The following is a 10,844-nucleotide window of genomic DNA, read 5'->3' as shown; positions in this document are numbered from 1 at the left end:
TGGAGCGGGTGAAGGGAATCGAACCCTCGTCGTAAGCTTGGGAAGCTCCAAACCCGCCATCTTAACTACTTGATTTCACTCGTTACTTACCAGAGGTCCGGGACTTTCTCCGGGACTCGGGTGCGTGAAGGGCGCTGAAATCCTCGACGCCGGCGCGCAGATCGTCGTCCAAGACGTGGGCGTAGCGCAGGGTTGTTTCGATCGAGGAATGGCCCATCAGTTTCGACACGAGCTTGAGGTTCCTGGACTTGCGTAGCATGCGCGTCCCGAAGGTATGGCGCAAGTCGTGGAAGCGAAAACCGGGGATCTCCGCCGTCGCGCAGGCTTTGCGGAAGTCGGCGAAGAGGCCACCACCACCGGCAACGATGCGCTGGCGCACGGGCTGCTTCTTGCGGTGGTTCAGGTAGGTGAAGACGAAGGGCGCATCGGCCCCGGCCGCGCGGGGCAGCGATGACAGCAGCGCGCGCAGCTCGCCGTTCATCGGGAACATCATGACCTGGTCGCCCTTCAGGTCGAAGCGGATCCGCGCGTGGCGGAAATCGACGGCATCCCATCGCAGCGCGCAGATGGTTTCGGCGCGGGCGCCCGTCATCAGCGCGAACTTCACCATCGGGTGCAAGTCGGCGCGCAGGTGCGCGAAGAGGCGGTCCTGTTCGTCCCAGCTGAGTTCGCGCGGCAGCTCCTTCGGCTCCTTCAGGCGCAGGGCGTTGAAGTCGAGCCCGGGTGCGAGCTTCGCGTCATAGATCCGGGCCATGTGCCGGCAGGCGCGGCCGATCAGATCGATCTGGCGGTTGACGGTCGCGTTCGACACCTCGGCCCGGCGGCGGGTGACGAACAGCATCAGGTCGGCATTGGTCAGGTCGGAAAGCCTGCGTTTCGGGTCCATGACCGAAAGGATCATCTTGCCCTGCGCCTTCGTCGTGGCGTAGCTCGACTGGTGGCTGGAGACATCGCGCAGGTATGTGCCAAGCGCTTCGGACAGGGTGAAGATGCCGCGCGCGCCGGGGTCCGTCCTGGCCTTGACCCGCTCGGCGGCCTCTACTGCCTTGGCTTCCTCGAAGTCTTCCGTGCCGCAGCTTCCGAAAAATCGACGACCCTTGATCTGGAAGTCGTACTGCCAGAAGCGGCTGGTCTTGGTTCTGAACGGCATTCCTGGACCTTCCCGGACACGAATTCGGCCAGATCGTCGGCGCGGTATCGAATCGTGCCGGACGTCAACATGACATACCTCAGCCCGCGATCGCGCAACCGCCGAAGCGTCTTGGTGCTGATCTTCAGCTCGGCTGCGGCTTCGTCAGGGGTGAGAAGGGGGACGCGCTCAGGCATCAGTCTTCTCCCTCATCCTTGAAGCTGCCAGGTGTGCGCAGTTTGCCCGAACCAGCGCTTCCGCCAGTGGCGGGCACACCGAATTGCCGCACATGCGCGTCTGTTCGGTCTTGGTCAGCGCTCGGCCGTCTGCCCCGGCCTCGATCCGGTAGCTGTCGGGGAAGCCCTGTGCCCGGAACTGCTCGCGCGGGGTCAGCATCCGCATGCCGATGTCGGCGATCGCGTAGGTCTGGCCGTCGATCTGCACGGTGACCAGGCCGAAGGTGTCGCGGGTGGCGACCGTGTGCAGCGGCGCCGTCGCGTCCTGGCCTGTCCCGGCGCCGTAGTATTTCTGCAGGAAGGCTGCGACGACAGTGAAGGATCCAGCGGTCATCAGGGTGCGCAGCGGATCGCCTGCCGGGTAGATGCCATTCCGTTCGATTGCACTGGTTATGTCGGTGCGGGAGAGAAACGCGGACACCACCTGCTGCTGCGCTCCGGCAGTCGTCAGCGTGGACAGGGGCGCGTCCGCCGGGCGCCCGGCGTTGTTCTCCATCCGTGCGCCCGCGTTGTGCTGCGCGAGGAAAGCGGCCACCAGAGCGTGCTTGCCGCCGCCTGCGACGACGGTGCCGAGTGGGGCCTCGATATCGAGGCTGCGCGGGGCCTGCCCGGGCGCCTCGCCGTAGCCCGTTTGAACCAGCATCGGGGCCACGATCGCGTTCTGGTCCTTTGGGCTGGCGGTGATCGTGTGCAGCGGATCGGTCGCGCTGCGGTTCGCCCCGCCCTGCTGGCCATAGGTCACGAAGGGGGCGAGGGTCGGCATGACCAGCCCGTGCTGGATGCCGCCAACCGTCTGTGTCCCGATGGGATCGCCGATCGGATACTCGCGCCGTCCGCCGCTGTCACCATGGGCCAGGCTGACGATGAACGGCTGCGCTGCATCCACGACATAGCGCATCACGCCGCGGGCGATCCGGCGCATCGTCGCGTCCTTCAGGGGACGTACAGCACGAAGGCCGTGCTTCGCCATGATCTCCTCGCTCGTGTCGAAGATCGACGGGCAGGGCAGAGACCAGTCGATGATCTCGGCCGCCGTGCGCCAGGGCAAGCGGGTGCCCGCCAGAACCTCTGGCGAGCCTGGCTTCCCATGCGTCGGTTCCGGCCAGGTGATGGGGCGGCCGTCGCGCCGCGCCACGAGGAACAGACGCTTGCGGATCGTCGGTGCGCCGTAGTCGCAGGCGCGCAGCTCGCGATGCTCGACCTTGTAGCCGAGGCGCTTCAGCTCGGCGCACCACGCCTTGAACGTCTGGCCGCGTCGTTCCGGGCACGGCCGGTTGTCGGCGGTGAGCGGGCCCCAGTCGCGGAACTCCTCGACGTTTTCCAGAAGGATCACCTCTGGCCGGACGCGGCGGGCCCACAGGACCACGACCCAGGCGAGATCCCGGATGTTCTTCTTTACCGGCTTGCCGCCCTTTGCCTTCGAGTGGTGCTTGCAGTCCGGGCTGAACCAGGCCAGGCCGACCCTGCGGCCCCGGCAGACCTCGGACGGGTCCACCTGCCAGATGTTGGAGTTCAGATGCAGCGTGTCCGGATGGTTCGCCTGGTGCATCGCCAGCGCGGCGGCGTCGTGGTTGATTGCCACGTCCGGGCTGCGGCCAAGCGCCAACTCGATCCCGGTCGAGGCCCCGCCGCCTCCGGCGAAGCTGTCCACGATGATAGGCGGCAGGTCACCAAGGCGGCGCTGCGGCGTATGGGGCAGAAATCCGGTGCCGTCCATCACACCAGCCCCCTTTCCACCAACACCCGTTCGGGCGCGGTGAGGATGGCCGGGCGGCCGCGTGACAGCCCGCCGAAGAGGTCGCCGCCCTTCGGCTCGATCTCGCACAGGCTGAGCGGGATCCAGATGTCCGGGCCATCCTCGGTCTCGCGCACGCAGACGGCGCGCTCGGTGCGGTGCTGGTAGATCACCTCGATGTCGTGCAGGTCAGAGCGCATTGCTGGCCTCCGCGATCTCATCCTTGACCTTCTGCACGGCAAGGATGAAAGCGAGCGCGGCCTTTGCCAGATCGACTTGTTGCCGCAGGCTATCGCTGTAAATGGCGCGCTTGTAGAGCGTCGGATCGGTGATGTGCAAATAGCTGTGCATCGACTGCTCCGCCCTGATCAGAGCGGCGAATTGATCCGCCTGCGGCCTCAGTATCTGTGCGGCGAAGCCAATCGCATCCATCGCCATCTTGTGCTTTTCGTCAGCCATCACGCCCTCCATTCCCGGTTTCCGTCCAGGATCTCGTCAAGCCAGGCCGGGGCCTCGTCCGGGACACGGCCGACCAGGCGTTCGGCGCCGCGGATCGCCTCGATCGCGGGCGCGGCCAGTTCGGCTGCGTCCAGGGAAAGCGGCTCGACCACCGGCGCCCAGCCATCGGCATGGCGCGCCATCCGGGCCTCGCCCTCGATCAGCACCTGCAGTTCGCGTCGCATCACCGGCAGGCAGGCGCGCAGCGCGGCGGCCAGGTTGGAGCAGGCTGTTTCAAGCGCCGGAGCGGTATCGGGCATGGGCGGGTCTCCTGGGTTCGGGATTCCGGCCCCGCGGGGCCGGTCACCGGAAACCGGGATTACTCGTCGTCTTCCTCGTCATCGAGGGTGGGCGAATTGACGCCGCCCTCGCGGTTCACGCGGCCGCAGCCGGGTTCGAGCCCGAGGTTGTAGTAACCGCCCATGTCGATGTGGGTGCAGCCCTGGGCGTCGACGTAGTCGCCGGCGGCGCTGGCGATGGTGGCGGCGCCGCCGAGGATGGCGCCGAAGGCGGCGGCGCAGACGATGCGCGCGATGGTGGTGGTTTTCATGATCATGGCCTCCTTGGCCGATTGAGGTTTTGGGGAAGTCTTGGGGAAGTCTTGGGGAAGCTGGCGCGCGGACTTGCCCGACATTCGCGCGCGGTTGGCAAATCAGGACCTTTCATCGTTTGTGACGCAGGCTGCGCCGTCCGCCCGAAGCGGCTGACCTGCGGGGCATTGAGGGGGGCGGGAAAGGGGTCTGGAATGGGATCGGCGCGGTCATGACAGCGCGCCTTCCAGCCGCGCCATCGCGGCGGCGCGCCAGTTCATCAGCAGTTCGTAGTCGGAGCCGCGCGCGCGGGCGAGGATGCCCAGCATGACGATCGAGCGGAAGTCGCTGCCGGGCTTGACCGTGGCGATGCCCGTGTCGGCCAGTTTCGACAGCAGGCGCCGTGCCGCGGTGAAGGGCATCATGTCCGGCCCGGTGTCAAGCCAGCGATCGATGAAGACGCACCACGCCTGCAGTTCCAGCGCGCGGCGCGGATCCAGCGGCGGAATGGCCGAGGGCATGATGGTGACGGATGCGGCGATCATCGCCCTGCCTCCGCCATCCTGGCGCTGAATGCGGCGGCGTCGGCCCGGTCGTCCGCCATCGCCGCCAGGGCGATGGCCGCGCAAAGGCAGATCCAGACCGCCAGACCGGCCAGCACCAGGGCTGCGACGATGGCACCGCCGCGGTCGGTTTCGAGCTGGTCCAGCCGGTCGTGATCGGCGGGCCGCATGTCGCGCAGGTGCCGGGTCATCACAGCCCCCCCGCGACGAGCGCCGGGATGACAAGGTCCGCGACCAGGACGGCCAGCGCCGCGCCGATCCCGGCGGCGGCCAGAACGCCCGCGCGGTGGCGTGGGTTCAGGGGGTCAAGGGTCTGCGAAAGCATCTTACGCCTCCATCGGTTGATGGAGGTCATATTATGGGGTAATTATACCCTGTCAATACAAATCGGGTAAATATACCCCCATATCTGCATTTACGCCGCCGCGGCGCGGTGGCCTCGTAGCCAAGTCGGCTTTTGCGGCTAAGCGGAAAGGTCGTGAAATCGCTTAGCGGAAAACCATAGATAAAGTTCGCTCCCCAATGTCGCGGCTAGGTGCCTACTGACGACGGCGTGCCAAGGGACATGTGCCGAGGCGGGCTAGCCGCTGACCCCACAAAAAGGGAACTGGTCAAGCAGACCCACAAAATTTTGTGTCCGAATCTTTACGATCACCCGGAAACCCAGTAAAAAATAAAACCGCAGGGTGCGGCAAACACCCTGCGGTCTAAGAAACCCGCCGTTGGCTGGCGGAGATTGTGAATTCACTCTTGCGTTGTGGCATAGAGCGGACTCGCCGTCAACAGGTCAGCGGCCCCAAAAGGCAAAACCATCATGTGTAGACGGACGAGGAGACTGACCTTCGAAGATGCGTGTGCTGTGTGGATCATGCGTTGGGCTGGCACATACCAGCACGACATTGCGGCGCATTTCGGAGTGAACCAAGGTCGGGTGAGCGAGATACTGACCGGCAAGCGTTACGCGGGAAGCGAAGCGGCGGCCAGGCGCGGTTCCTGACATCGGATGGGGCGACTTCGGTCGCCCCATTCAATTTTGCTTGTGGTCGGGTGCGCGGCTGGCCGAGTGTCGCGCGCTACGTGCGCTTGCTCTTCGCGGCAGTTGCCGTTTCATCCAAGGTGCGGGCGATCCATCTGGTGTTTTCGGCGCAATCCCGAAGCGCGGCCGCCACATAGGCCAGAATGACCAGTGCGCCACCAGTGGCAGAGATTGCGAGCGCCGCCGCTGCTGCGCCGATGCCGATCAACCTGAACGCATCGATGGCCGCAAAGGCACCGATCGCTACAGTGACCCAGCCGATGAGCATCACGATGATGATCCCGACGCCAAACCCTTCAGATTCGCCCATCAAGCCTTCCTCCTGAATCGTCTTGCAAAAAGTAAGGAAGGCTAGATCAGGGAAGCCCGCCCGCGCAACAATAGGTAGAAGAAGCACAAGGAGTCAGCCGAGCGGTCAACGCGGCAGGAGTGCCAGAAACGCATCCTCATCAATGATCGTCGCACCTTGCGCGCGCGCGGCGTTGATCTTCCGGGTCGACACGCCGTCGCCGGTGCCGACAACCAGGTGGGACAGCCCGGCCACGCCGCCGCCCACCACTCTGCCACCTCTGGCCTCTACGATCTGCCGAACATCGGCGCGAGATAAGCGCGAAAGTTCGCCGGTGAATGCAAAAGTTTTGCCCGTGAGCGGCCCTATTTGTGGCCCGGCGTCGTCGGGGCCACAGGTCAGGCGGATGTCTGTCCCGCAAAGGGATGCGACGAAGGCGACCGGATCGCGGTCGACGCCAGATGAATCGACAAGGGTGCGAATTCGATCGAGACGAAACACCCTGTTGGGGCCCCGGGTGTGGCAGGTCGCCTCGAGCATGACCGATGCCACGCCCTGTCGCGCGCGGTGCAGGGTCACGGTGCGGTGGCTGTAGCCGGAGGCCGAGCTGTCGTAGTCTATGGTGCAGGTGACATCCGGCAACGGAATGGGCCGAGGCCAGTGGCCATGCGCGGAATTCATCAAGCGGAGTATCGGACCGGCAGACGCGTCGTCGGACATTGCCCCAAACCCCTGTATCAGTCGATCTTCCGCACGAATTCCGGTGGCAGGCTGAAGCGCACCGGGGCGGCCCAGGCCAGGCGGACGCCGTGGCGGTGATCGTGGCCCGGGTTCATCGAGATCAGCGTGAAGGTGCCCTCATCACGCCCGGTGCGCAGCTGCTTGACCCATGCGCGGCCGTCGTCGTCTTCGCAGACGCAGATGCGGCCGATCGCCTCGGTCGGGACGCCGATGGTCGTGCGGCTGTAGAACAGCACTGATCCGGGAAGATAGACGGGTGCCATGCTGTCGCCCACGACCTCGACCGCGACGGTGCCGCTTGGTTTCAGCTGCGGCGGGCATTGGACGCGATAGTGGCCGTCGCCTTTCGCATAGGCGTCGAACAGGTCGACCTCGGCGCCGGCGCCGACCTGGCCCACGACCGGGATCGTGCTGGCCTGGTCGCCGAGGCGGCCGGCATAAAAGTCCTCAAGCGTGACGCCGAACGCGGCTGCGACCTTCATGGCATCGTCGACGCCTGTCGTCTGCGCCTTGCCCTGCTTCAGATTCTTCAACTTTTCGTAGGAAACGCCCGCCTCGATCGAGACGCTGCGCAATGACCGCGCGGTCATCTCGAGGGCTCGGTCGAGGGCATTTTTGAAAGTATCTTCCATGGGGGGAAATATACCCCGGTCGCGAGGGGCGGAAATCGCGTAAAAATACTCTTGATGCATGGGGTAATTATACCCTATACCATGGGACATGGAAAAACTCATCTCCGACATAGAGGCCTTCTCCGCCGAATTCGGCATCACGCCGCAGAAACTGCTGCGGGATGCGATCAACGCGGAATGGGGTCGGTGGCAGAAGTGGAAGGCCGGCGAGGCCAGCCCGACGATGCTGATCGCCGATCGCATTCGGGCCCACATGGCCGCGATGCGCGCCAGGCATGGTGTTCGTGCGTCTTCGGGGGGTGCGGCATGAAAACCGCGTTTCACTCGTCACGATCATGCGCAAATTCTGTCGCGACGGGTGCGCAAATGTCCCGGTCGTCAAAGGGTGTCCAAAGTTCTGAGCCAAGGGCGTCGCGGCTGGCCGCCGGAGACGCCCATCGGCGGGCCCGGCAGCTGGCGCAGGGCGCCATCAGCATCGACAGGGTCGATGCCGGCGCGTTCCGCGACTGGTTCCGCGTGGCCTTCGCGCGCTACCTGCAGTCGAACTTCCGCAACGCCGAGGCCGTAGCCACCAGCTACGGCGTGCGGTTCCAGACCGCGCTGAACTGGTGGAACGGCGAGAACACCGCCAGCGGCGAGACGGTGGCGCGGACGCTGCTGGACCCGGCCGCGCGCGCGTGGTTCGACCAGGAATGGACGGGGCAGGCATGATGCACCCGTTCGCCGCGCCAAAAGTTTTTGACCTTCGGTCCCGTTCCCAAATCCGGGGCATGGGCCGTCACGCATCCGGCGCCGTCCATGTCGCCGGACCCGTCCGGGGGTGTTCCCCGGTTTCCTCCCTGTTGGACTTCGGGCGGCGGTTCATCCCGTCGCCCGCTTTTTCCGCGGGATCGGGGCGTTCGCAATCCGTCCGGGCGGTTCCCCCTCGGGCGCAACTGGCGCGGGGTCGGTCGTTCGGCCCCGCGTTTCTTTTCCCGGTTCCTGGCAGTTGCAGCAGCCAGGCGCGGGGCCGCGGCTGGTTTTCCCTCCAGGTTCCGTCGCGGCCCCAACCTTTCGCAAGGGGTGCGGCATGAAGGTGAACGATCTGATCCGCGCTGGTCTTGTCAGGCGCTGGCACGCGAACCCGGATCTGGCCTGGACGGGCGAGACGAACGGGCACCACCAGTGGACCGTCGCCGCGCTGATCGCCGCGCTGCATCCCGCGCCGTCCGCGAACCTGTTGCGCGAGGCGCTGCTGCATGACGTGGGCGAGGTCATGGCGGGTGATCTTCCCTATCCGTTCAAGCAGGACAACCCGGAAATCGCGCGCGCGCACGCTGCGTTCGAGCGCGCCCAGCGGGAACGTCTGTGCGCCGCATGGCCGCTGACGATCGGCGAGACGACATGGCTGGAGCTGGCCGATCGGCTTGCCGCGCATCTGTGGATGTTGGCGCATCGCCCCGGTCTTGCGGTTCGCGACGGTTGGCCGGAAGCGCGCGAGGGGATCCTTGCCATTGCGCGCAAGCTGTTCGTGCAGGTCGACATCGAGGCGATCCTGACAGAGGCGGAGGCGCGGGGATGAGCGGCTACACCGTCATGCGCCCGTCCGAGCGGCTGCGGGTCAACCTGATCGGCAATCCGAAGTCGGTCAGCCTGACCACCGCCTTCGCGCGCGACCTGGTCGCCGAGTACGTCGCGATCGAGAAGATGGCGGGCGAGGCAGCGGACATGGTTGTCGCCGCGCAGGCCGAGGCAGAGGCCGCGCGCGTCTTCGGTCAGCGCCTGGCTGTGCTGCAGGACCGGACGCGGACGCTGCTGATGGTCGCCGCCTGCGTCGCCGGTGTCGAGTTCATCGTGATCATGGGGATGCTGTCATGAGCGTGCTGCGTGAAATCACTGCCGGCCCGCTGGCGCCGGTCGATCCGTCTGACGTCCGCGCCGGCGCCGTGCCGCAGCTGATGTGGGTGAAGATCGCGGACCTGGTCGTTGACGACCGGTTTCAGCGGCCGTTGAACAAGGCCAACTGGAACGCGATCGACCGGATCGCCAGGGCCTTCAGCTGGGGCAAGTTCGCGCCCGTGGTCGCCGCGCCGATCGAGGGCGGACGCTATGCCCTGATCGACGGTCAGCACCGCGCCCACGCCGCGCATCTGTGCGGGTTCGACAGCGTGCCGGCCATGGTCGTGGTGCTGACGCCCGAGGCGCAGGCGGCGAGCTTTGCCGCGATCAACGGCAACGTGACGCAGATCTCGGCCTTTCATGTCTACAAGGCGGCGCTGGCCGCGGGCGAACGGTGGGCCGGGGAGTGCCGCGATGCGGTGGCGGCGGCGGGCTGTGAGCTGATGACCTACTATGCCTCGCGCGCCGCGAAGAAGCCGGGGCAGGTCTACTGCGTGTCGCTGGTCAGGCGGATGGTCGCGGCCGGCAAGGCGCCGGTCGTCACGCGCGGCCTGGCCGCGCTGGCGGCCAGTGATTTCCATGGGATCGAGGCCTTTGCCGATCGGGTCCTTGACCCGTGGTTCGCCGCGATCGAGGCGGTGCCGGCGGCGACCGCCGAGGGTCTGGTCGCGTTCTGCCGGGACGAAGACCTGGTCGACATTCGCGACCGCATGGGGATCGTTTCGCAGCGGCCGGAGAACAGGGGGCGGTCGGCGCGCGAGCTGACCGCCAGCGTGCTGGCCGCGATGCTGAAGCGCAGGTTCGCGGACCAGACCCTGCCCGCCATCGCCAGCACGGACGAAAGCGCCCTTGCCGCGCGCATGGCCGCAGAGGCCGCCGCGGCGCGCAAGCGGATGAGGGCGATCACATGAGCGCGCACAGCACGAAGGCGCGCGGGCGCCATCCGGAAACGCGCACCGTGATCCGCCGCGCGTTCCCGGTGGCGCATGTCCTGTTCGAGGTCATCGACCATCCCGAGAACGGCGTCACCTTCGGCCTGCGAACGCTTTACGGGCCTGAGAACCGCCCGTGCCTGTTTTCGGGCCATGTCGAGCCGCAACAGGCGCGCGAGCTGCGCGCGCTGGCCGACTACCTGGACACCCTGAAAGGCAAGATCGGAGGGCAGGGCTGATGGGCTCGCATCCAGATCAGGTCGGCACGTTTCAGTCCGTGGGCGGACTTGCCCGCGCATTTCTCGGGAGGGATGCCATGACGCCAGCGGATCACGCCTTCGTGTCGGCAGCGACATGCCTGGTGCTGATGGTCTGGCAGGATGAAGACGAGCGCCGGATGCTGATCGACTGCGCCCAGGAGGCGCGTGCGGGGATGATGACGCCGCCGCAGGCGCTGTGCCCCGTGATCGAGGCCTTTGCGGCCTTCGTGGCGGCCGTGCCGGGATCGCGAGAGGCGGCGGAGTCGCGCCGCGATCTTGGCGAGCGGCTCAGGGAATTTCACCGCGTGCGGCTGGGCCGCGCGCTGGAAGCGATGCGCGCCGGACAAGGCAAAGCCTGACGGACGCGCTGGAACATGGGGCAGGG

At 66.3% G+C, this 10,844-nt stretch carries 20 protein-coding genes; 7 read left to right on the top strand and 13 right to left on the bottom strand.

The features are described from left to right. Positions 1-82: 82 nt before the first annotated feature. From OEW28_RS18825 to OEW28_RS18770, 13 genes are all read right to left on the bottom strand, one after another. Entirely contained in the window at positions 83-1,150 is a 1,068-nt protein-coding gene (locus OEW28_RS18825) for a tyrosine-type recombinase/integrase (RefSeq protein WP_263736346.1), read from the bottom strand. Further along, a complete protein-coding gene (locus OEW28_RS18925; protein WP_412174816.1) occupies positions 1,039-1,326 on the bottom strand; it encodes a helix-turn-helix domain-containing protein in 288 nt (95 codons plus the stop codon). The genes OEW28_RS18825 and OEW28_RS18925 overlap by 112 nt, the downstream gene beginning before the upstream one ends. Continuing rightward, the gene (locus tag OEW28_RS18820) at positions 1,319-3,082 is read right to left on the bottom strand and encodes a DNA cytosine methyltransferase (protein WP_263736345.1); all 1,764 of its coding nucleotides are present in this window, start codon (positions 3,080-3,082) and stop codon (positions 1,319-1,321) included. Before OEW28_RS18820 ends, OEW28_RS18925 begins: the two co-directional genes overlap by 8 nt. Next, complete coding sequence (locus OEW28_RS18815; RefSeq protein ID WP_263736344.1) at positions 3,082-3,300, bottom strand: hypothetical protein; 219 nt, start codon at positions 3,298-3,300, stop codon at positions 3,082-3,084. The genes OEW28_RS18820 and OEW28_RS18815 overlap by 1 nt, the downstream gene beginning before the upstream one ends. Then, positions 3,290-3,559 (bottom strand): hypothetical protein, encoded by a 270-nt coding sequence (locus OEW28_RS18810; RefSeq protein WP_263736343.1) that lies wholly within the window; start codon positions 3,557-3,559, stop codon positions 3,290-3,292. Before OEW28_RS18810 ends, OEW28_RS18815 begins: the two co-directional genes overlap by 11 nt. Then, positions 3,559-3,858 carry a hypothetical protein gene (locus tag OEW28_RS18805; RefSeq protein ID WP_263736342.1) on the bottom strand — a complete coding sequence of 100 codons (300 nt, stop codon included), beginning with the start codon at positions 3,856-3,858 and terminating at the stop codon, positions 3,559-3,561. Before OEW28_RS18805 ends, OEW28_RS18810 begins: the two co-directional genes overlap by 1 nt. 59 nt (positions 3,859-3,917) lie before the next feature. Further along, positions 3,918-4,148 (bottom strand): hypothetical protein, encoded by a 231-nt coding sequence (locus OEW28_RS18800; protein ID WP_263736341.1) that lies wholly within the window; start codon positions 4,146-4,148, stop codon positions 3,918-3,920. Positions 4,149-4,358: 210 nt separating this feature from the next. After that, the gene (locus OEW28_RS18795; RefSeq protein ID WP_263736340.1) at positions 4,359-4,673 is read right to left on the bottom strand and encodes a hypothetical protein; all 315 of its coding nucleotides are present in this window, start codon (positions 4,671-4,673) and stop codon (positions 4,359-4,361) included. Continuing rightward, positions 4,670-4,882 (bottom strand): hypothetical protein, encoded by a 213-nt coding sequence (locus OEW28_RS18790; RefSeq protein WP_263736339.1) that lies wholly within the window; start codon positions 4,880-4,882, stop codon positions 4,670-4,672. The genes OEW28_RS18795 and OEW28_RS18790 overlap by 4 nt, the downstream gene beginning before the upstream one ends. Beyond that, on the bottom strand, positions 4,882-5,016 hold the full coding sequence (locus OEW28_RS18785) for a hypothetical protein (RefSeq protein WP_263736338.1): 135 nt from the start codon (positions 5,014-5,016) through the stop codon (positions 4,882-4,884). Before OEW28_RS18785 ends, OEW28_RS18790 begins: the two co-directional genes overlap by 1 nt. Before the next feature lie 748 nt (positions 5,017-5,764). After that, a complete protein-coding gene (locus tag OEW28_RS18780; protein WP_263736337.1) occupies positions 5,765-6,124 on the bottom strand; it encodes a hypothetical protein in 360 nt (119 codons plus the stop codon). A gap of 18 nt (positions 6,125-6,142) precedes the next feature. Next, positions 6,143-6,736: a BRCT domain-containing protein gene (locus OEW28_RS18775; RefSeq protein WP_263736336.1), complete on the bottom strand. Its 594-nt coding sequence runs from the start codon at positions 6,734-6,736 to the stop codon at positions 6,143-6,145. A gap of 17 nt (positions 6,737-6,753) precedes the next feature. Next, positions 6,754-7,389: a S24 family peptidase gene (locus OEW28_RS18770; RefSeq protein WP_263736335.1), complete on the bottom strand. Its 636-nt coding sequence runs from the start codon at positions 7,387-7,389 to the stop codon at positions 6,754-6,756. An 88-nt stretch (positions 7,390-7,477) separates the two neighbouring features. Here OEW28_RS18770 and OEW28_RS18765 point away from each other — a divergent pair, with 88 nt between their 5' ends. From OEW28_RS18765 to OEW28_RS18735, 7 genes are all read left to right on the top strand, one after another. Next, a complete protein-coding gene (locus tag OEW28_RS18765) occupies positions 7,478-7,699 on the top strand; it encodes a hypothetical protein (RefSeq protein ID WP_263736334.1) in 222 nt (73 codons plus the stop codon). Positions 7,700-7,755: 56 nt separating this feature from the next. Then, positions 7,756-8,100 (top strand): hypothetical protein, encoded by a 345-nt coding sequence (locus OEW28_RS18760; protein ID WP_263736333.1) that lies wholly within the window; start codon positions 7,756-7,758, stop codon positions 8,098-8,100. 358 nt (positions 8,101-8,458) lie between these two features. Continuing rightward, positions 8,459-8,950, top strand: a complete 492-nt coding sequence (locus OEW28_RS18755) for an HD domain-containing protein (RefSeq protein WP_263736332.1) — start codon at positions 8,459-8,461, stop codon at positions 8,948-8,950. Further along, entirely contained in the window at positions 8,947-9,246 is a 300-nt protein-coding gene (locus OEW28_RS18750; RefSeq protein WP_263736331.1) for a hypothetical protein, read from the top strand. Before OEW28_RS18755 ends, OEW28_RS18750 begins: the two co-directional genes overlap by 4 nt. Beyond that, positions 9,243-10,178 (top strand): ParB N-terminal domain-containing protein, encoded by a 936-nt coding sequence (locus tag OEW28_RS18745; RefSeq protein ID WP_263736330.1) that lies wholly within the window; start codon positions 9,243-9,245, stop codon positions 10,176-10,178. Before OEW28_RS18750 ends, OEW28_RS18745 begins: the two co-directional genes overlap by 4 nt. Next, positions 10,175-10,438, top strand: a complete 264-nt coding sequence (locus OEW28_RS18740; protein WP_263736329.1) for a hypothetical protein — start codon at positions 10,175-10,177, stop codon at positions 10,436-10,438. The genes OEW28_RS18745 and OEW28_RS18740 overlap by 4 nt, the downstream gene beginning before the upstream one ends. Positions 10,439-10,515: 77 nt before the next feature. Next, positions 10,516-10,818 (top strand): hypothetical protein, encoded by a 303-nt coding sequence (locus OEW28_RS18735; protein ID WP_263736328.1) that lies wholly within the window; start codon positions 10,516-10,518, stop codon positions 10,816-10,818. Positions 10,819-10,844: the final 26 nt, after the last annotated feature.

Origin of the sequence: Albidovulum marisflavi, assembly GCF_025751435.1 — a bacterium.
GTDB lineage: Bacteria > Pseudomonadota > Alphaproteobacteria > Rhodobacterales > Rhodobacteraceae > Albidovulum > Albidovulum marisflavi.
This window is presented reverse-complemented; position numbering and strand designations above follow the sequence as displayed.